General features: G+C 67.1%; 16 protein-coding genes and 1 pseudogene. 5 read left to right on the top strand and 12 right to left on the bottom strand.

The window, feature by feature from the left end:
• Positions 1–18: 18 nt before the first annotated feature.
• Positions 19–1,527 (bottom strand): Asp-tRNA(Asn)/Glu-tRNA(Gln) amidotransferase subunit GatB, encoded by a 1,509-nt coding sequence (gene gatB / locus G6N66_RS07195; RefSeq protein WP_085232202.1) that lies wholly within the window; start codon positions 1,525–1,527, stop codon positions 19–21.
• A 28-nt stretch (positions 1,528–1,555) separates the two neighbouring features.
• A complete protein-coding gene (locus G6N66_RS07190) occupies positions 1,556–2,491 on the bottom strand; it encodes a MinD/ParA family ATP-binding protein (protein ID WP_139825127.1) in 936 nt (311 codons plus the stop codon).
• Between the two features lie 306 nt (positions 2,492–2,797).
• On the opposite strand from G6N66_RS07190, the gene G6N66_RS07185 reads away from it, so the two are divergent.
• The 3 genes from G6N66_RS07185 to G6N66_RS07175 are packed head-to-tail and all read left to right on the top strand — an operon-like array spanning position 2,798 to position 6,762.
• Complete coding sequence (locus G6N66_RS07185; RefSeq protein ID WP_085232203.1) at positions 2,798–3,445, top strand: TetR/AcrR family transcriptional regulator; 648 nt, start codon at positions 2,798–2,800, stop codon at positions 3,443–3,445.
• A 24-nt stretch (positions 3,446–3,469) separates the two neighbouring features.
• Positions 3,470–3,904 carry an MmpS family transport accessory protein gene (locus G6N66_RS07180; protein WP_085232204.1) on the top strand — a complete coding sequence of 145 codons (435 nt, stop codon included), beginning with the start codon at positions 3,470–3,472 and terminating at the stop codon, positions 3,902–3,904.
• A complete protein-coding gene (locus G6N66_RS07175; protein ID WP_085232205.1) occupies positions 3,901–6,762 on the top strand; it encodes an MMPL/RND family transporter in 2,862 nt (953 codons plus the stop codon). Before G6N66_RS07180 ends, G6N66_RS07175 begins: the two co-directional genes overlap by 4 nt.
• Here the strand turns inward: G6N66_RS07175 and G6N66_RS07170 are convergent.
• From G6N66_RS07170 to G6N66_RS07160, 3 genes are read right to left on the bottom strand one after another with little or no spacing between them, the layout of a single operon-like run.
• Positions 6,759–7,148 (bottom strand): DoxX family protein, encoded by a 390-nt coding sequence (locus G6N66_RS07170; protein WP_139825128.1) that lies wholly within the window; start codon positions 7,146–7,148, stop codon positions 6,759–6,761. The two genes, G6N66_RS07175 and G6N66_RS07170, sit on opposite strands and share 4 nt — an antisense overlap.
• Positions 7,145–7,942: a TetR/AcrR family transcriptional regulator gene (locus G6N66_RS07165; RefSeq protein ID WP_085232421.1), complete on the bottom strand. Its 798-nt coding sequence runs from the start codon at positions 7,940–7,942 to the stop codon at positions 7,145–7,147. Before G6N66_RS07165 ends, G6N66_RS07170 begins: the two co-directional genes overlap by 4 nt.
• A gap of 29 nt (positions 7,943–7,971) precedes the next feature.
• The gene (locus tag G6N66_RS07160) at positions 7,972–8,856 is read right to left on the bottom strand and encodes an SDR family NAD(P)-dependent oxidoreductase (RefSeq protein WP_085232207.1); all 885 of its coding nucleotides are present in this window, start codon (positions 8,854–8,856) and stop codon (positions 7,972–7,974) included.
• A 43-nt stretch (positions 8,857–8,899) separates the two neighbouring features.
• Between G6N66_RS07160 and G6N66_RS07155 the strand changes: the two are divergent.
• A pseudogene (locus tag G6N66_RS07155) lies at positions 8,900–9,444 on the top strand (hypothetical protein).
• On the opposite strand, the gene G6N66_RS07150 reads toward G6N66_RS07155, so the two are convergent.
• Genes G6N66_RS07150 through gatC form a run of 3 tightly spaced genes read right to left on the bottom strand, consistent with a single transcriptional unit; the run spans position 9,441 to position 12,302 of the window.
• Positions 9,441–10,472 (bottom strand): ATP-dependent 6-phosphofructokinase, encoded by a 1,032-nt coding sequence (locus tag G6N66_RS07150; protein ID WP_085232208.1) that lies wholly within the window; start codon positions 10,470–10,472, stop codon positions 9,441–9,443. The pseudogene G6N66_RS07155 and the gene G6N66_RS07150 overlap by 4 nt on opposite strands.
• Positions 10,473–10,521: 49 nt before the next feature.
• Positions 10,522–12,006, bottom strand: a complete 1,485-nt coding sequence (gene gatA / locus G6N66_RS07145) for an Asp-tRNA(Asn)/Glu-tRNA(Gln) amidotransferase subunit GatA (RefSeq protein WP_085232209.1) — start codon at positions 12,004–12,006, stop codon at positions 10,522–10,524.
• Complete coding sequence (gatC, locus tag G6N66_RS07140) at positions 12,003–12,302, bottom strand: Asp-tRNA(Asn)/Glu-tRNA(Gln) amidotransferase subunit GatC (protein WP_085232210.1); 300 nt, start codon at positions 12,300–12,302, stop codon at positions 12,003–12,005. Before gatC ends, gatA begins: the two co-directional genes overlap by 4 nt.
• A gap of 91 nt (positions 12,303–12,393) precedes the next feature.
• On the opposite strand from gatC, the gene G6N66_RS07135 reads away from it, so the two are divergent.
• Complete coding sequence (locus G6N66_RS07135; RefSeq protein ID WP_085232211.1) at positions 12,394–13,050, top strand: ACT domain-containing protein; 657 nt, start codon at positions 12,394–12,396, stop codon at positions 13,048–13,050.
• 87 nt (positions 13,051–13,137) lie between these two features.
• Here G6N66_RS07135 and G6N66_RS07130 read toward each other — a convergent pair whose 3' ends face one another.
• The 4 genes from G6N66_RS07130 to ligA form a co-directional block, all read right to left on the bottom strand.
• Positions 13,138–16,062 carry an MMPL/RND family transporter gene (locus G6N66_RS07130; protein WP_085232212.1) on the bottom strand — a complete coding sequence of 975 codons (2,925 nt, stop codon included), beginning with the start codon at positions 16,060–16,062 and terminating at the stop codon, positions 13,138–13,140.
• A complete protein-coding gene (locus G6N66_RS07125; protein WP_085232422.1) occupies positions 16,059–16,463 on the bottom strand; it encodes an MmpS family transport accessory protein in 405 nt (134 codons plus the stop codon). Before G6N66_RS07125 ends, G6N66_RS07130 begins: the two co-directional genes overlap by 4 nt.
• A gap of 157 nt (positions 16,464–16,620) precedes the next feature.
• A complete protein-coding gene (locus tag G6N66_RS07120; RefSeq protein ID WP_139825129.1) occupies positions 16,621–17,238 on the bottom strand; it encodes a TetR/AcrR family transcriptional regulator in 618 nt (205 codons plus the stop codon).
• Positions 17,239–17,260: 22 nt separating this feature from the next.
• Positions 17,261–19,330, bottom strand: coding sequence for an NAD-dependent DNA ligase LigA (gene ligA / locus G6N66_RS07115; RefSeq protein ID WP_085232214.1), 2,070 nt, complete (start codon positions 19,328–19,330; stop codon positions 17,261–17,263).
• Positions 19,331–19,339: the final 9 nt, after the last annotated feature.

The raw sequence follows: 19,339 nt of genomic DNA, 5'->3' as shown, positions 1-19,339 counted from the left end.
GGCAGGGTTTGCCGGCGATCAGTCCTGCCCGCAGGCCTTCAACACCAGTTCACGCACCCGGGCCGCATCGGCCTGGCCGCGGGTGGCCTTCATCACCGCACCGACGATCGCGCCCGCCGCGGCGACCTTGCCGCCGCGAATCTTTTCCGCCACATCAGGATTGGCGGCGAGGGCCTCGTCGACGGCCGCCTGCGTCACCGAGTCGTCGCGCACCAGCGCCAGGCCGCGGGCCGTCATCACCTGTTCGGGCTCGCCCTCCCCGGCGAGCACACCCTCAACCACCTGGCGGGCCAGCTTGGTGGACAGCTTGCCCTCGTCGACCAACGCCACCACAGCGGCAACCTGGGCTGGGGTGATGGACAGCTCCTCCAGCGGCACGCCGGCCTCATTGGCCTTCTGCATCAAGAAGTTTCCCCACCACGCGCGGGCCTGCTCGGCCGACGCCCCGTGTTCGACTGTCGCGGTGACCAATTCGATCGCGCCCGCGTTGACCAGGTCGCGCATCACCTCGTCGGAAATGCCCCATTCCTGCTGAATCTTCTTGCGGCTCAACCACGGTAGCTCGGGGATGGTCTGGCGCAGCCGCTCGACGAGCTCGCGGCTGGGCGCGACGGGCTCCAGGTCCGGCTCGGGGAAATAGCGGTAGTCCTGGGCCGTCTCCTTGGCCCGGCCCGGGCTGGTGTATCCGCCGGCTTCCTGAAAGTGCCGGGTCTCCTGGATGATCCGGCCGCCGGACGCCAGGACCGCGGCCTGGCGCTGCATTTCGTAACGCACCGCGACCTCGACGCTTTTCAGCGAGTTGACGTTCTTGGTTTCGGTTCGGGTGCCGAATTCGGCGGTTCCGATCGGCTTCAGTGACACGTTGGCGTCACAGCGCATCGAACCCTGGTCCATCCGGACGTCCGATACGTTCAACGCGCGCAACAGGTCTCGCAACGCCGTCACATAGGCCCGGGCGATCTGCGGCGCCCGCGCCCCGGCGCCCTCGATGGGCTTGGTGACGATTTCGATCAGCGGCACGCCGGCCCGGTTGTAGTCGATCAGCGACGTCGTGGCGCCGTGGATGCGGCCGGTTTCGCTGCCGATGTGGGTCAGCTTGCCGGTGTCCTCCTCCATGTGCGCGCGTTCGATCTCCACCCGCCAGGTGCTGCCGTCGTCCAGCGGGGCTTCCAGGTAACCGTTGATGGCGATCGGCTCGTCGTACTGCGAGATCTGGTAGTTCTTCGGCATGTCCGGGTAGAAGTAGTTCTTCCGGGCAAACCGGCACCAGGGCACGATCTCGCAGTTCAGCGCCAGCCCGATTCGGATCGCCGATTCCACCGCCACCTGGTTGAGCACCGGCAACGAGCCGGGCAGGCCCAGGCACACCGGACACACCTGCGTGTTGGGTTCGGCGCCGAAGGTGGTGGCGCAGCCGCAGAACATCTTGGTCGCGGTGGACAACTCGACGTGCACCTCGAGTCCGAGCACTGGATCGAACCGCGCGACGACGTCGTCGTAATCCATCAGGTCGGCCACTGAAGTCATGGCTCGATCCTAATGGCGAGCCCGGCGGTCAGCGGCCGGGGAGCATATCGGCCAGCGCGGCGGCCATCTCCAGGTAGCCGCGTCGGCTTTCCTTGCTCAATTTGTCCAGCCCGATTTCTCGGCCCTCATGCACGTGCCGATCGAAGGGCAGCAGCACCGTGGCGGCGACCTGAGCCGACAAATGCTCGACCTGCTTGGCGGCCACGGTGCCGGGCTTGCCCGGCTCGAGGTGGTTGATCGCGAGCACGGTCGAAGCGACCAATGCCCGATATCCGTTGTGGGACAACCACTCCAGCGTGGTTTTGGTCTTGCGTAGCGCGTCGATCGAGGGGCTGGTGACCACCACCAGGGCCCGTGCTTCGGTGAGGACCGCGTCCATCACGCTGGAATTGAGCTCCTTGACGCAGTCCACCAGCAGCAGCGAGTAGTGCTTGCCGAGAACGGAAAACGCCTTCACCACGTCGCCGCGCCCCGCCCGCCAATCGGTGTGCGCGTAGTCCGGCAGGCCGAGCACCTCCAGCCCGCAACTGTTCATGTAGGTGTGCGCGCGCACGTCGATATACCGCGCGACGGTGTCGTCGGCGACCAAATCGGCCATGCTCAATGGGGTGCGGCGACCATGCCGATCCGCCAAGTCACCCGCGTCGAGGTCGACGGCGATCACCCGGTCGTCGCGCACCTGTGCGAAGGTCGAGCCGAGCGCCTCCACCACCGCCGTCTTGCCGACACCCCCCTTGAGGTTGAGCACGGCGATGGGAAATGCGCCGCCCACCGGGGTCCGGATGCGATCCCGCAGACCGGCTTCGTAGGCCAATTCCTTGCTCGGGCCCAGATCGATCCCGATTCGGCGCAGGACCCCTCGCCAGTTCAGCCTGTCGGGGCTCGCTTCATCCTGCTGCTCGAGGCCGTCGAGCGCCGTTCCGCCCGGCAGTCGCTCACGCCGAAGCGGCGACGGTGCCCCCATTGCTGGCGTCGGATCATCCGATGCGGACGGCCGTGGGAAGCGGGGCGCGTCCGCCCGATGGACCTGCGGGCGAATGGGATCAGCCGGTTGGGCCGCATGTTGAACGACTCTGCGATTCGACCCGCTCATATTTGCCCGTATTACCAATCCGCGCCGACGGGAAACGGCAAATCCCCCCGCTTTTGCGAACCTTCGGTAGCGCCGAATTAACAACTGTCTGAATTTGCCTGCCACAGAACGCTTGAGCCGGCCCCATCGGTGGTCTACTATGCGAATCGAAATTCGCGTTCCAGTTTGGGGACGACTATGAGCCAGCACGCAGCACCGTCGGCACCAGCGGTGAAGGCCGAATTCCGCCCGCCCCAGCAAGCGCGCAGTCGCGCGGCGCTGCAACGACTCCTCGCATCGGCCGAACACGTGCTGATCAACGACGGACCCGACGAGCTCACCATCGCCCGCGTCGCCGAACACGCCGGAGTCTCCGTCGGCGGGGTCTATCGGCGGTTCGCCGGCAAAGAACAATTGATCGACGCGGTCAAACAGGCGCTCGCGGAGCGGCTCGGGCACAGTGTGGCGACCGCACTGGAAAACGCCGGAGCCTCGCTGCACGGAGTTGTCGACGCCTTGGCGACGGCGCTGAGCGACACCCTGGACGAAAGCGCCCGGCTGATTCCCGCCATCCTGGCCGGCGGGCGCACCGCCGACCCCCCGGCGGAAGGGCTGCGAATCTTCACCGACTTGCGGCAGCGATTCGTCGACGCCATGGCCCCCTACCGTGACCAGATCCGGCACCCCAACCCGGATGTTGCGCTGGAGATGACGTTTCGCAACGTGATCGGGTCGGGGGCACACCGCGCGGCGATGTCCACCTGGCTGCCTGACGGGCTGACGTGGCGACAGTGGGCCCGGGAAATCACCGACATGACCACAAGATATCTGACCAATGACCGTTAAAACTAGCCTACCACAAGGACTTTCATGCTGAGGGTGATGAGACGGCTGTGGCTGCCGCTGTTGGTGCTGATGATGGTTGTGATTGGGGGGTTTGTGATATCGCGCATGCACGGGATCTTCGGATCGGATACCGAGATCACCCGCGAGGGGTCCGGGATCAACAACGACGCGAAGCCCTTCAACCCGAAGCAGGTGACCTACGAGGTCTTCGGGCCGGCCGGGTCCGTCGCGACGATCAATTACCTTGACCTGTCGGCGAATCCGCAAAGTGTCAAGGGCGCACCTCTTCCGTGGGTGCTCACCCTGACCACCACCGCGCCCGCGACGATGCCGATCTTGCTCGCCCAGGGCAACGCCGAATCGATCGGCTGCCGCATCACGGTGGACGGCAAGGTCAAGGACGAGAAGTCGGCCAGCGGGGTGGACGCGTTCACCTTCTGCCAGGTGAAGTCGGCATGAGCGCCGACCGCCCGCCGGCCATCGCCCACTTCATCCGCGTGTTCGCGGTGCCGATTCTGCTGGGCTGGCTGGCATTGGTGGTGTTGCTCAACGTCGCGGTGCCGTCCCTGGAAGAAGTGGGACAGACGCACTCGGTGTCGCTGAGCCCCGGGGATGCGCCGTCGATGCGGGCGATGAAGCACATCGGCCGCGTGTTCAAGGAATCCGACTCCGACGCCTCGGCGATGGTGGTGCTCGAGGGCGATCAACCGCTCGGCGACGAGGCCCACCGCTATTACGCCGAGTTGATCCGCAAGTTCCGCGCCGACACCAAACACGTCACGCATGTGCAGGACTTCTGGGGTGATCCGCTGACGGCGGCCGGTGCCCAAAGCGCCGATAACAAGGCCACCTATGTGCAAATCTATTTGGCCGGCAACATGGGTGAGGCGCTGGCCAACGAATCCGTCGGCGCGGTGCGCCACATCGTCGACAGCGTGCCGACACCGCCGGGTCTGCACGTCTATGTCACCGGCACCACGGCGTTGTTCGCCGATCAGCACAAGGTCGGCGACAAGAGCCTGAAGGTGGTCACCGCGATCACCGTGGCGGTAATCCTGATCAGTTTGTTCATCGTGTACCGCTCGGCGGTCACGGTGCTGTTGGTGTTGGTGATGGTGATGCTCGAGGTGGTGGCCGCCCGCGGGGTGGTGGCGGCCTTGGGGTACTACGGCCTGATCGGCCTGTCGACGTTCTCGGTGAACCTGCTCACCATGCTGGGCATCGCGGCGGGCACCGACTACGCGATCTTCGTGCTGGGCCGCTATCACGAAGCCCGCAACGCCGGGCAGGACCGCACGAGCGCCTTCTACACGATGTACAAGGGCACCGCGCACGTCGTGCTGGGCTCGGGCCTGACGGTCGCGGGATCCACGCTCTGCCTGCATTTCACCCGGCTGCCGATGTTCCAATCCCTGGGCATTCCGTTGGCGATCGGTATCACGGTGGCCGTGCTGGCGTCGTTGACCTTGGCGCCGGCGATCCTGGTGATCGGCGGCCGGTTCGGGCTGTTCGAGCCCAAACGCGTTGCCCGCACCCGCGGTTGGCGGCGAGTGGGCACGGCCGTGGTGCGCTGGCCCGGACCGGTCCTGGCGGCGACGTGCGCGCTGGCGCTGGTCGGACTGATCACCCTGCCCGGTTACAAGGCCAGCTACAACGACCGCCTGTTCATGCCGAAAAACATCCCGGCGATGCAGGGTTTCGACGTCGCCGACCGGCACTTCAATCAGGCCCGGATGAACCCGGAATTGTTGATGGTGCAGACCGATCAGGATTTACGCAACTCGGCCGACATGCTGATCATCGAACGGATCGCCAAAAACATCTTCCACACCCCCGGAATCGCACGCGTGCAGACGATCTCGCGCCCGCTGGGCACCCCGATCGACCACACCTCCCTGCCATATCAAATGGGTATGCAGGGCGTGGCCCAGCAGCTGACGCGCGACTACATGCAAGGCCAGATGGACCAGATGCTGGTCATGGCCAACCAGATGGAAACCATGATTACCACGATGGAATCCATGGTGGAGATCATGCAGGAGATGACCGGCATCATGCACCATATCGTCGGGCAGATGAAGACCATGGTCGCCGAAATGAACGACCTGCGGAACCACATCTCAGACTTCGACGACTTCTTCCGGCCGATCCGCAGCTACTTCTATTGGGAGAGGCACTGTTTCGACATCCCGGTATGCCAGGCGTTGCGGTCGGTGTTCGACACCCTGGACGGCGTCGACGTCCTGTCCGACGCAATCGGCGAGCTGATGCCTGACATGGACCGCATGGACGCCATCATGCCCAAGATGCTCAAGCTGCTCACGCCGATGCTCTCGATGATGCGCTCGATGCACACCATGATGCTGTCGATGCATTCCACGATGGCCGGGATGCAGGATCAACAGGCCTCCATGGCGGGCAAGGGCAACTCGATGGGTCAGGCCTTCGACACCGCCAAAAACGACGACTCGTTCTACCTGCCCCCGGAAGTGTTCGACAACCCCGACTTCAAGCGGGGCATGGACATGTTCATCTCACCGGACGGAAAAGCGGTGCGGTTCATCATCTCTCACCTCGGTGATCCCGCCAGCCCCGAGGGCATCACCCACGTCGACGCGATCCGCAACGCCACGTTCGAGGCCATCAAGGGCACCCCGCTGGAGAACGCCCGCATCTACATCGGCGGCACCGCGGCCATCGCCAAAGACATGAAACAAGGATCCACCTACGACCTGCTGATCGCTGGCGTCGGCGCGCTGATCTTGATCTTCATCGTGATGCTGATCTTGACCCGCGCCGTGATCGCCTCGGCGGTCATCGTCGGCACCGTGCTGCTATCGTTGGGAACCTCGTTCGGGCTGTCGGTGCTGATCTGGCAATACATCCTTGGCATCCAACTGCATTGGATGATCCTGGCCATGTCGGTGATTATCCTGCTGGCCGTGGGATCGGACTACAACCTGCTGCTGGTTTCCCGGTTCAAAGAGGAGATCCACGCCGGCATCAAGACCGGCATCATCCGATCCATGGCCGGCACCGGCGCCGTCGTCACCTCCGCCGGGCTGGTCTTCGCCTTCACCATGCTCTCCTTTGGGCTGTCCGCTTTGATGTCGCTGGCCCAGGTCGGCAGCACCATCGGCATGGGTCTGCTGTTCGACACCCTGATCGTGCGGTCGTTCATGACCCCGTCGATCGCGGCGATGCTCGGCCGCTGGTTCTGGTGGCCGCAGCGGGTACGCTCCCGGCCGCTGCGCAAGCCGGCGTCAACCGTGGCTCAGGCCAGCGCGTCCGAGCACGATTGGGCGCTGATGCCCTAGCCGATGTCGCGGCGCGTGGCCCACCACGTGAGCGCGACAACGACGGCCTGCGCGACGGCGCGCACCGGCGCAAGCGCCCGCGGAATCCCAGTCCTGCGCAGGACTTCGGGGTGGTTGAATTGGTCGACGGCCGCCGGCAGGGTCGGCAGCAGCAAGCCGATGTTGGCCCAACGCGCAACGACGCGCAGGCGCGGGATGAACATGCTGATGCCGCCGACGATCTGAATGACGGCGGTGATCGCGCTTATGGGCCGGCGCCGTCGCGAGAGTTGTTCGGGGACCAGACTTTCGAACCATTCGTGCTTGACGAGGTGCGCGATCCCCGCCCCGGTGAACACCGCTCCGAGCAGCACCCTCGCCTTGCGGGTGGGATCCGATGCACTCATCTTGAGCCCCTTTTCCTGGATTGACCCACCGCACGCAGGAACGTCTCGGTGAAGACGTCGCAGACGGTGTCGAGGTCGGGCAGTTCCAGTCCCGGAAGTTGCGGCACCGCCGGGCGCACCAGCAGATGCACCGCTATGGGGGCGATCAGCTGCTGGATGAGCAACGGCAGTGGGATGTCGCGGATGCGTCCAGCCTGCACTTCGCCGCTCAGCCAGCCGCCCAGGGTGGCCAGCAGGCGGGGGGCGTTGTGCCCCAACAGATTCTGGATGGCCGGGCTATCGGGCCGGGCCAGCGCCTCGGCCAACAGGGCGGGAGCCACGCGGGGCTCGCGGTTGAGGGTGCGGGCAATCAGGCCGTAGAGGCGGCGCACCGTGGCGGGCAGGTCATCGTGGCCATCGTCGAAGAAGTCTTCGATCTGCAGCAGCGGGCTGTGCCGTTCGAACAACGCCCGCAGCAGATCGTCACGGCCACCAAAAACCACGTAGAGGCTGTGCACCGAACAGTGCGCACGCGTGGCGATGGCATCCAGGGTCGCTGCGGCCAACCCGGAGCCGCTGACCAATTCGGCGGCGGCATCCAGGGCGCGGGTGCGCACCGGGGCTTGGCCGCCCGGATCCACCCCGGCCGCCCGGACCGCCTCGTCGAGGGCCGCGCGGGACCCGCCGAGGCGGCGGATCAAGGTGCTGCGCGAGACCCCCGCCTCGCGCGCGATCGCGATCACCGGCACGTCGGCGACGTCCTTGCCCAGGGCGTCGGCGGCCCGCAGCGCGGCCTGCACGAGGTCGTCGGCCACGCTTGACTGGGTTTCGGAGGTCGGGGCGGTCACCGCAGGCTCTGGGCGCCGTCGACCACGAGGTTCGCCCCGCTGATGTAGCTGCCCAAATCGGAGGCCAAAAACAAGACGGCTTTGGCGATTTCGTCTGGCCAGCCGGGGCGCCCCAGCGGCATCATGGTGGTCAGCATCTGGGCGAACCCGCCCGACTTCACCGCCGCCTGCAGCATCTCGCGCGCCTTGGCGGCTTCGGCGGGGACCTGCTGCGAGGCGAACGAGCCGTCGCGCAACATCGCCAGGCGTTCCTCGGTGATGGTCGAACCTGGGGTCACGGCGTTGACCAGGATCTGGTGTGGCGCAAGTTCTTTCGCAAGATTCTGGGTGGCCGCCCACAGCCCGGCCTTGGCCGCGGCGTAGGCGGCCAACGGGCCCATCGGTTTGAACGCGTCGACCGACAACAGGTTGATGATGCGGCCGCCGCCGCCGGCGTCGATCATCGCCTTGGCGGCGTATTGGGCCAGAAAGAACGCGCCCTTCAGGTCGGCGCCGACGACGTCGTCGAAAAGCGCTTCGCTGGTATCCAGCGCGAAGGACGGCGTATACAGCGCGGCGTTGTTGACCAGGATGTCCACCCGGCCGAAACGCGTTGTTGCGATGTCGATTACCCGCCGCGAGTCCTCGAGGGAGCCGACGTCTGCCTGCACGCCGACCGCCGTTCCGCCGATCCCGGCCATCTCGTCCTGGAGGCGCCGCAAAGCCTCGGCGCCGCGTCCGGTGAACACCACCGAGGCGCCGGCCTGCGCCAGCCGGCGCACGGTCGCCTCGCCCAGACCACGGCTTCCGCCCGTGACTACCGCGCACCGATCCTTCAGCGACAGCAAATCTGCGAATGGTGGGGGTTCGGGGATGGTGGGCAGAGGGGGTAAACTTGACACAACAAGTAAGCTACCCCGTATTCGAGTATCACACAAGGAGGCGATGGCGGTGGAACTGACCGACGCCCAGATCGACGCGATGACGCCTCAGCAGCGGCGAGAGCTGATCGTTCGTCTGCAGCGCCCGATTTCAGACTTTGTCGATCCCGAGTTGGCGGCGCGGGTGCGGCGCGCTCGGCTGCGGGTCATGGTCGGCGGATCGCTGGCCCTGATTCCCTGGATCGTGTACCTGACCGTCACCCTCCCGGATCGCTACCTGGTCTCGAATTGGCCCGTCACCTGGGTCGGCTTCGATGCCCTGCTGGTGGCGTGATGGCGGCCACGGCGTACCTCGGCTCGCGCCGTCGCGTGCTCGTTGTGCTCAGCGGGTTCGCCACGGCGATTCTGCTGATCTGCGACGCGTGGTTCGACGTGAACACCGCCGGACCAGACGACGTGTGGCGGTCCGTCTTTGTCGCGGCATTCGCCGAACTGCCGCTGGCGGTGTTGCTGATCTCGGGAACGCTGCGCCTGATGCGAATGATGGGGGGCCGGTTGTGGTTGCTGCCGCCCGACGGCCACCTGTGGAACCTGGAGCTGCCCGCCTAACCGAAGAATGCCGCGGCGTCGTCGTAGCGGCTGTCGGGCACCAGCTTGAGCTGACGCGTCGCGTCGGCCAGCGACACCCGGCCGATGTCCTGCCCGCGCAACGACACCATCTGGCCGTACTCCCCCGCGTGCGCGGCGTCGGCCGCGTTCACGCCGAACCGGGTGGCCAGCACCCGGTCATAGGCCGTCGGGGTGCCGCCGCGCTGGACGTGGCCCAGCACGGTCACCCGGACGTCCTTGTTGATCCGTTTCTCCACCTCGCTGCCCAGCTGCGCCGCCACCCCGGTGAAGCGCTCATGGCCGAACTCGTCAATTCCGCCTTCGCGCAATCCCATTGAGCCCTCGACCGGTTTGGCGCCCTCGGCCACGACGCAGATGAAATGCGAATCCCCGCGCTGGAAGCGGCGTTTGACGAGCCGGCAGACCTCTTCGACGTCGAAGGGCTGTTCCGGGATGAGCGTCATGTGTGCACCCGACGCCAGCCCCGAGTTCAGCGCGATCCAGCCGGCGTGCCGGCCCATCACCTCCACCAGCATCACCCGCTGGTGGGATTCGGCGGTGCTGTGCAACCGGTCGATGGCCTCGGTGGCCACGGTCAACGCGGTGTCATGGCCGAAAGTCACGTCGGTGCAGTCGATGTCGTTGTCGATCGTCTTGGGCACGCCGACCACCGGCACGTTCTCCTCGGCGAGCCAGTGCGCGGCCGTCAGCGTGCCCTCGCCGCCGATCGGGATGAGCACGTCGATGCCGTTGTCGTCCAGCGTCTGCTTGATCTGGTTCAGCCCGGCCCGCAGTTTGTCGGGGTGCACGCGGGCGGTGCCCAGCATCGTCCCGCCCTTGGCCAGCAGCCGGTCGTTGCGGTCGTCGTTGGCCAGCTGCATGCGCCGGTTTTCCAGCAAGCCGCGCCAGCCGTCCTGGAACCCGACCACCGACGAGCCGTACCTGCTGTCGCAGGTGCGCACGATCGCCCGGATGACGGCATTGAGCCCGGGGCAGTCGCCGCCTCCGGTGAGAATTCCGATCCGCATGCATTTATCTTGCCCTGCGCGACCGCTCAACGGCGCGTGAAGCGGCGCGCTAAATCGCCGACGGCAGCGGGCCGCGCGCGACCTCGTAGGCCGCACCCACCCGGTAGAGGCGGTCGTCGGCCAGCGCCGGCGCCATGATCTGCAGCCCCACCGGCAGCCCGTCGTCCGGCGACAGCCCCGACGGCACCGACATGCCGCAGTGGCCGGCCAGGTTCAGCGGCAGGGTGCACAGGTCGAACAGGTACATGGCCAGTGGATCGTCGACCTTCTCGCCCAGCCCGAAGGCGGTGGTCGGGGTCGTCGGCGTCACCAGCACGTCGACGCTGCGGTAGGCCTCCTCGAGGTCGCGCGCGATCAACGTCCGCACCTTCTGCGCCTGGTTGTAGTAGGCGTCGTAGTAGCCGGCCGACAACGCGTACGCACCAATCATGATGCGCCGCTTGACTTCTGGGCCGAATCCGGCGGCCCGGGTCAGCGCCATCACTTCCTCGGCGGAATGCGTGCCGTCATCGCCGACGCGCAGTCCGTAACGCATCGCGTCGAAGCGCGCCAGGTTGCTCGACACCTCCGACGGCAGGATCAGGTAGTAGGCGGCCAGCGCGTGATCGAAGTGCGGGCAGTCGACCTCGCTGACCTCGGCGCCGAGTTCGGTCAACTGCTTGACCGCGGCCTCGAACGACGCCAGCACGCCGGGCTGGTAGCCCTCGCCGCTGTGCAGCTGCCGGACCACCCCGACCCGCACCCCGCGCAGGTCCCCGGCCGCGCCGGCCTGGGCGGCGCCTACCACGTCGGGCACCTCGGCGTCGATGGAGGTGGAGTCGCGTGCGTCGTGCCCGGCGATCACCCGGTGCAGCAGCGCCGTGTCCAGCACGGTGCGGGCGCACGGACCGCCCTGGTCCAGCGACGACGCGCACGCCACCAGCCCATAGCGCGACACCGTGCCGTAGGTGGGTTTGACGCCGACGGTGGCGGTCAGCGCGGCGGGCTGCCGGATGGAGCCCCCGGTGTCGGAGCCGATGGCCAGCGGCGCCTGGAACGCGGCCAGCGCCGCCGCGCTGCCGCCGCCGGAGCCGCCGGGCACCCGGTCGGTGTTCCACGGGTTGCGGGTGGGGCCGTAGGCGGAGTTCTCCGTCGAGGAGCCCATCGCGAACTCGTCCATGTTGGTCTTGCCCAGGATCGGGATGCCGGCCGCGCGCAGTCGCGCGGTCAGCGTGGCGTCATACGGCGACCGCCAGCCATGCAGGATCTTGGACCCGCAGGTGGTGGGCATGTCGGTGGTGGTGAACACGTCCTTGAGCGCCAGCGGCACCCCGGCCAGCGCCGACGGCAGCCGCTCGCCGGCGGCGAGCGCCTCGTCGACGGCGCCCGCGGCGCTCAATGCCGCGTCGGCCGCCACGTGCAGGAAGGCGTGGTAGCGGTCGTCGGTCGCCTCGATCTGGTCCAGGCAGGCCCGGGTGGCCTCGACCGACGACAGCTCCTTGGCGGCGATCTTGGCGGCCAGCGTCGCGGCGTCGAGCCGGATGATGTCGGTCACTGGCCCTCCCCCAGGATCTGGGGCACGGCGAAGCGGCCGTCGACGGCCTCCGGCGCCGCGGCCAGCGCCTCGGCCTGCGTCAGGCACGGGGCCGTCTCGTCCGGGCGCGTCACGTTGACGTCCTTGAGCGGGTTGTCGGTCGCCTCGACGCCGGTGACGTCGATCGACTGGATCTGGCTGACGTGGGTCAGGATGGCGTCGAGTTGGCCGGCGAAGCTGTCCAGCTCGGCATCGGTCAGCGCCAGCCGGGCCAGCTTGGCCAGATGGGCGACCTCGTCTCGGGAGATCTGGGACACGAGCGAAAAGCCTAGCCAAACGGTCGGGCTGCGTTCGAACTCAGGGCCTGGGCGAAACGCGACGGATACATGGCTGTGCCACAGTGGGCCCGTGCCGTCGTATCTGTTGCGCATCGAGCTCGTCGACCGCCCGGGCAGCCTGGGCTCGTTAGCCGTGGCGCTCGGGTCGGCCGGCGCCGACATCCTGTCGCTCGACGTGGTGGAGCGCGGCGCGGGTTACGCGATCGACGACCTGGTCATCGAGCTGCCGCTGGGCGCGATGCCGGACATCCTGATCACCGCGGCCGAGGCGCTGCCCGGCGTCCGGGTCCACAGCGTGCGCCCGCATACCGGCCTGCTGGAGGCACACCGCGAGCTGGAGCTGCTCGACCGCGTGGCGGCTGCCCCCGACAACGAGTCCAAGCTGCAGGTGCTCGCCGACCAGGCGCCCAAGGTGCTGCGGGTGAGCTGGTGCACGGTCCTGCGCAGTCGCGACCAGACGTTGCACCGCCTGGCCGGCAGTGCCGGCGCGCCGGAGACGCGGGCCGTTTCGGCGCCGTGGCTGCCGATCGAGCACGCCACGACGCTGGACGGCGGCGCCGACTGGGTGCCGCAGGAGTGGCGCGACATGGACACCACCATGGTGGCCGCCCCACTGGGCGACCCGCACACGGCGGTGGTGTTGGGCCGTCCGGGCCCGGAGTTCCGGCCGTCGGAGGTCGCCCGGCTGGGGTACCTGGCCGGCATCGTGGCCACCATGCTGCGCTAAACAACGGCGGGCGTCGCACCGAGTCTGCGCTCAGCGCAACATTTTTGGCGATTTTCCGCACTGGGCGCAGTTTCGACGCCGAATGGTTCAGTGAGCCGGGCTCGGAACCTTCTCCGGGGTCGCGGCCGGGGCCACCGGGTCACCGTCTTCCCACAGCAGCAGCTGACGAACCGCCGAACGCGGCCCGTACGGTCGCAGCATGGTGCTGGCCGGGCGGGGGCGTACCCGTTGCGGCCACCAGAACCAGCGCCCCAGCAGCGTCGCGACCGACGGCGTCATGAACGAGCGCACGATCAACGTGTCGAACAACAGTCCCAGGCCGATCGTCGTCCCGATCTGACCGAGCACCTGAAAACCACTGAACACGAACGCGCACATGGTGACGGCGAAGACGATGCCGGCGGAGGTGACGACGGAGCCGGTGCCGGCCATCGCACGCACGACGCCGGTCTTCAGGCCGGCATGGATCTCCTCCCGGAAGCGCGAGATCAGCAACAGGTTGTAGTCCGACCCGACGGCCAGCAACAGGATGATCGCCAACGCCAGCACAACCCAATACAGCTGAATCCCAAACAGGTACTGCCACACCAAAACCGACAACCCGAAGGAGGCGCCCAGCGACAGGGCCACCGTGCCCACGATCACCAGCGCGGCGACCAGGCTTCGCGTGATGATCATCATGATCAGCAGGATGAGGCTGAGCGCGGCGAACGCCACGATCATCAGGTCGTACTTGGCCCCGTCCTGGATGTCCTTGTACGTCGCCGCGACGCCGCCGACATAGATGTTGGCGCCGGCCAACGGCGTGCCCTTCAACGCCTCATGCGCGGCGTTGGTGATCGGGTCGATGTGCGAAATACCTTGGGGTGTCGCGGGATCGCCGTCATGCGTGACGATCATCCGGGCGGCCTTGCCGTCGGGCGAGAGGAACAATTTCAGGCCGCGCTTGAAATCGGGGTTGTCGAAAACCTCGGGCGGCAGGTAGAAGGTGTCGTCGTTCTTGGCCGCGTCGAAGGCGCGCCCCAGCGCCGTCGCGTTGTCGATGGCGGCGGCGGTCTGCGCGTTGATGCCGGACTGGGTGGCGTAACTGGCCAGCGTGAGTTCGTGATTGATCTCCTGGCTGTTGATCTGGGGCGGCAGCAGCGCCACCAGTTTCGGCTGCAACGCGTCAAGCCGATCCAGGGTGGCCGTGAGGTCTTCGAATCTCTCCGTCAGCTGGTCGATGCTGTCGAGCGCGTCGAAGGTCGATCGCAGCGCGTAGCACACCGGGATGTCGTAGCAGTGCCGCTCCCAATAGAAATAGCTGCGAATCGGCCGGAAGAAATCGTCGAAATTCGCGATCTTGTCGCGCACCTCCTTGATGGTGGCGATCGTGTCGTGAAAGCTTTGCGCCTCGCTGTGGGTGTCGGCGGCCAGCTGCTGCTGCAGCGCGTACTGCTGCTTCAAGATGTCGATGGTCTTCGCCAATTCCCCTGCCTGCCTTTGCAAGTCATTGGCGCGATCTCGCTGATACGACAGGTTCTCCTGCTGGGCGGCGCTGGAGTTGCTGACCGCGAACGCCAGCGAGCTGTGCACCAGCGGCGTGCCCAGCGGCCTGGTGATGGTTTGCACCTGCGCCACGCCGGGCACGTGAAACACCGCCTTGGCCACCCGGTCCAGCACCAGCATGTCGGCCGGGTCGCGCAGGTCGTGATCCGCCTCGACCATCAGCAGTTCGGGCTCCAGCCGGGCGCGGGAAAAGTGCCGCTCGGCGGCCGTGTACCCGACATTGGCCGGCGCGCTGGCGGGCATGTAGGGGCGGGTGTCGTAACTCGTCTTGTACCCGGGCAAGGCGAGCAGACCCACCAGGGCCAACGCGCACGCGCACACCAGAACCGGGCCGGGCCAGCGGACGATGGCCGTGCCGATCCGCCGCCAGCCGCGGGTTCGCATGGCGCGTTTGGGTTCGAAGATGCCCACCATGGCGCCCAGCGTGAGGATGGCCGGACCCAGGGTCAGCGCACCGGCGAGCGCCACGAGGATGCCCAGCGCGGCCGGAATGCCGAGGCTCTGAAAATAGGGCAATCGGGTGAAGCCCAGACAGGCCACCGCGCCGGCAACGGTCAACCCGGAGCCCAGGACGATATGGGCCGTGCCGTGAAACATTGTGTAGAAAGCCTTTTCGCGATCCTCGCCGATGCTGCGCGCCTCCTGGTAGCGGCCGACGAAAAATATCGCGTAGTCCGTTCCGGCGGCGATCACCAGCAGCGTGAGCAGGTTCGTCGCGTAGGTCGAGAGCCCGATGATCCCGGAATTGCCCAAAAACGCGACGATTCCGCGCGCGGCCGACATTTCCACCAGCACCGTCGTGAGCACCAGCAGCGTGGTGAGGACGGAGCGGTACACGAAGAACAACATCAGCGCGATCATCCCGACGGTGATCAGGGTGACCTTCGCGGTGCCCTTGCTGCCCACGTCGAACTGGTCCGAGATGAGCGGGGCCGCGCCGGTGACGTAGGCCTTGACGCCGGGCGGCGGTCGCATCCGGTCGACGATGTCGCGCATGGCGCCGACGCCTTCGTTGGCTTGCGCCGAACCCTGGTTGCCGGCGAGGAACACCTGGACATACGCGGCCTTGCCGTCCGAGCTCTGCGAACCGGCCGCGGTCAGGGTGTCGCCCCAGAAGTCCTGCACGTGCTCGATGTGCCTGCGGTCCGCCTCGAGCCGCCGGACCATCTCGTCGTAGAACTTGTGCGCGTCGGCGCCGAGCGGCTTGTCGCCCTCCAGCACGACCATGGCCGAGCTGTCGGTGTCGAATTCGTGGAAGTCCTGACCGATCCGCTTGATTGCCTTGAGCGACGGCGCATCCGGCGAATTCAGCGCGACGTTATGGGTCTTGCCGACCTCTTCCAGCTGCGGCACCGTGATGTTGGTGATGGCGGCCAGCGCGATCCAGAACAGCAGGATCGGCAGCGCAAGCCGGCGGATGGTGTGCGGGATGCGGGGTGGTCGCGTCTGTTGTTCGTGGTTCATCCGGACTTGTCCAGGCAGAAGGTGTAGGCGTCGGCTTTGTTGAAGGTGCGTTCGTCTTTGACTTCGCCGTTGACGATGATGCGGCAACCGATCATGTCTCCGTTGCCCTGCGCCACCACGTTGCCGACGACCGCGGGCTCCGTCGTGGTGATCGTGAACGACCACGGCAACGTCGCGTCTCTGACGATCTGCGGCTGCGCGTTGACATCGAGGTAGTTGATGGTCGCCGTGGCGCCCGGCGCGCCGAACACCTCGAGGACCACCTGCTTGGGGTTGAACGGGACGATCTCGTTGGACAGACCGGCGTTGGCCGAGGTGCTGTAGTGCGAGCCGAAGATTCCGTGCAGGCGATAGATGGCGAATCCCGCGACCCCGACGACGACGACCGCGACCAGCACCATCCACCCCCGCTTCGCCAGGGGCGCAACCGAAAACTGTTTCACCCGTTAGCCTTTCGATCAGCGGGCGACACGACTACCCTCGATACCCGAGGTGCACCGATGGGTATGACAGTACGGTACTGGACCGTACTACACAAGAGACGCGACCGTACACTTTTTACGCGCCCCGTCCGGCGGGTCGGGTGAGGCCCGGGATGATGAAATTGTCGACGAGGGCCTGCACCGTGCGACGGGTGGGCGGGCGGTCGGGAATGATGGACCGGAAGATCAAATAGCCGGGCAACAGGTCCCAGAGTTCGTCGGTGATGGCGGCCTCGGCGATCTCCCCCCGCTCGACGGCCTGGCGCAGGATGTGTTGCATCAGCGCCTTGCGCTGCTCGAGGAATTGGTGTTGCAGGGCGTCGTTCAGTTCGGCGTGCCGCGACGCCTCGACGAGCACCGCGCGAATGGTGCTGGCGTGTTGCTGAATCTGTTGGCCGCAGATCTCGCCGAGCTGCAGCAGGTCGTCGCGCAAGCTGCCCGTGTTGGGCGGGACCGCCACCTGACGGACGCCCTCGTTGAACGCGGCCAGCACCAGTTCGGCTTTGGAGCGCCAGCGGCGATACACCGTGGCCTTGCTCGCGCGCGCGGCGCTGGCGACCGCGTCCACCGTCAACCCGTCATAGCCGTGCTCCTGCAGGAGCTGCAGCGTCACCGCGAGCAGCTCGGCCTCCCGCGGCGACCACGGCGACAAGTCCGTGGGCCGGTCGACTGTCTGGGTCATAGCGCACACCATATGCCTCGAGGCTTGCGCCGCGTCAATTTTCGACGGGCTCGGACGCCACGGCCGGGCCGTCGGCGAGCAGCGCCCGGAATCCGTCCTCGTCGAGAATGGGCACCCCGAGTTCAACGGCCTTGTCGTACTTGGATCCTGGCGAATCGCCGGCGACGACGTAGTCGGTCTTCTTCGACACCGATCCCGCCGCCTTGCCGCCGCGCGCCACGATGGCCTCCTTGGCGTCGTCGCGCGAGAAGCCCGTCAGGGAGCCGGTGACCACGATGGTCAGCCCGGCCAGGATGCGCGGCACGCTCTCGTCGCGCTCGTCGGCCATCCGCACCCCGGCCGCGCGCCACTTGTCGACGATCTCGCGATGCCAGTCGACGGTGAACCATTCGGTGACGGCGTCGGCGATGGTGGCTCCCACGCCCTCGACGGCGGCCAGCTGCTCGCTGGTCGCCGCCTCGATGGCCTGGATGTCACCGAACTCGGTGGCCAGCGCGCGCGCGGCCGTCGGCCCGACGTGGCGGATCGACAGCGACACCAGCACCCGCCACAGCGGTGCGGCCTTGGCCTTGTCCAGGTTGGCCAGCAGTCGTTTGCCGTTCGCCGACAGCTCACCGGCCTTGGTGGTGAACAGCTCGGTGCGCAACAGGTCGTCCGCGGTGAGGTCGAAAAGGTCGGCCTCGCTGGTGATCACGTGCGATTGCAGCAGCGCGACGGCGGCCTCGTAGCCCAGCCCCTCGATGTCCAGGCCGCCGCGGCTGGCAACGTGAAAGACCCGCTCCCGCAGTTGCGCCGGGCAGCGCTGCGCGTTGGGGCAACGAATGTCGGCGTCGCCTTCCTTCTCGAACGCCAACGTGGTCCCGCATTCGGGACATGTTGTGGGCATGACGAATTCGCGTTCCGACCCGTCGCGCAGGTCGACCACCGGTCCGAGCACCTCGGGAATCACGTCGCCGGCCTTGCGGATCACCACCGTGTCGCCGATCAGCACGCCCTTGCGCTTGACCTCCGACGCGTTGTGCAGGGTGGCCTGTCCGACCGTCGAGCCGGCGACCTTCACCGGCGTCATGAACGCGAACGGCGTGACCCGACCGGTACGACCGACGTTCACCTTGATGTCGAGCAGCTTGGTCTGCGCCTCCTCCGGCGGGTACTTGTAGGCGATCGCCCAGCGCGGGGCCCGCGAGGTGGAGCCCAGCCTGCGCTGCAGCGCCACCTCGTCGACTTTGATGACGACGCCGTCGATTTCGTGGTCCACCTCGTGGCGGTGCTCACCCCAGTAGGCGATGCGCTCCTGTACCTCGGTCAGCTCGCTCACCAGGGTGGTGTGCTGCGAAACCGGCAGCCCCCAGGCCTTCAACGCCAGGTAGGCGCCGTGCTGGCTGGTCGGGCGAAATCCCTCGCTGTGCCCCAGCCCGTGGCAGATCATCCGCAGATTGCGGCGCGCCGTGACCGCTGGGTCCTTCTGGCGCAGCGACCCCGCCGCGCTGTTGCGCGGGTTGGCGAAGGGCGCCTTGCCCGCTTCGACCAGGCTCGCGTTGAGCGCCTGGAAGTCCTCCACCCGGAAGAACACCTCGCCGCGCACCTCGAGCACCTTCGGCAGCGGGTACTTTTTGCTGGCCGTGAGCCGTTCGGGAACGTCGTCGATGGTGCGGGCGTTCAGCGTGACGTCCTCGCCGGTGCGGCCGTCGCCGCGAGTAGCGGCGCGGGTGAGGCGGCCGTCGCGGTAGACCAAAGACAGTGCGACGCCGTCGATCTTGAGCTCGCACAAATAATGCGCCGCATCACCGATCTCGGCGTGGATCCGACCGGCCCAGGCGCCCAGTTCGTCCGCGGTAAACGCATTGTCGAGGCTGAGCATCCGTTCCAGGTGGTCGGCGGACGCGAAGTCGGTCGCGAAGCCGGCGCCCCCGACCAGCTGCGTGGGCGAGTCGGGCGTGCGCAGCTCCGGGTGTTGCTCCTCGAGCGCCTCGAGGCGTCGCAGCAGCGTGTCGAACTCGGCATCGGTGATGATCGGTGCGTCGCGCACGTAGTAGCGGAACTGGTGTTCGCGGACCTCGTCGGCCAGCTCGCTCCACTGCCTCAGCACGTCGGGCGAAGTCACCCTGGCAGG

This window comes from Mycobacterium conspicuum, from assembly GCF_010730195.1.
In the GTDB taxonomy this organism is placed as follows: domain Bacteria; phylum Actinomycetota; class Actinomycetes; order Mycobacteriales; family Mycobacteriaceae; genus Mycobacterium; species Mycobacterium conspicuum.
This window is presented reverse-complemented; position numbering and strand designations above follow the sequence as displayed.

Bases quoted from the DNA above. Each gene is read 5' to 3' on its own strand.
- gatB (WP_085232202.1), bottom strand. From the start codon at position 1,527: ATGACTTCAGTGGCCGACCTGATGGATTACGACGACGTCGTCGCGCGG.
- G6N66_RS07190 (WP_139825127.1), bottom strand. From the start codon at position 2,491: ATGGGGGCACCGTCGCCGCTTCGGCGTGAGCGACTGCCGGGCGGAACG.
- G6N66_RS07185 (WP_085232203.1), top strand. From the start codon at position 2,798: ATGAGCCAGCACGCAGCACCGTCGGCACCAGCGGTGAAGGCCGAATTC.
- G6N66_RS07180 (WP_085232204.1), top strand. From the start codon at position 3,470: ATGCTGAGGGTGATGAGACGGCTGTGGCTGCCGCTGTTGGTGCTGATG.
- G6N66_RS07175 (WP_085232205.1), top strand. From the start codon at position 3,901: ATGAGCGCCGACCGCCCGCCGGCCATCGCCCACTTCATCCGCGTGTTC.
- G6N66_RS07170 (WP_139825128.1), bottom strand. From the start codon at position 7,148: ATGAGTGCATCGGATCCCACCCGCAAGGCGAGGGTGCTGCTCGGAGCG.
- G6N66_RS07150 (WP_085232208.1), bottom strand. From the start codon at position 10,472: ATGCGGATCGGAATTCTCACCGGAGGCGGCGACTGCCCCGGGCTCAAT.
- G6N66_RS07130 (WP_085232212.1), bottom strand. From the start codon at position 16,062: ATGAACCACGAACAACAGACGCGACCACCCCGCATCCCGCACACCATC.
- G6N66_RS07125 (WP_085232422.1), bottom strand. From the start codon at position 16,463: ATGGTGCTGGTCGCGGTCGTCGTCGTCGGGGTCGCGGGATTCGCCATC.
- G6N66_RS07120 (WP_139825129.1), bottom strand. From the start codon at position 17,238: ATGGTGTGCGCTATGACCCAGACAGTCGACCGGCCCACGGACTTGTCG.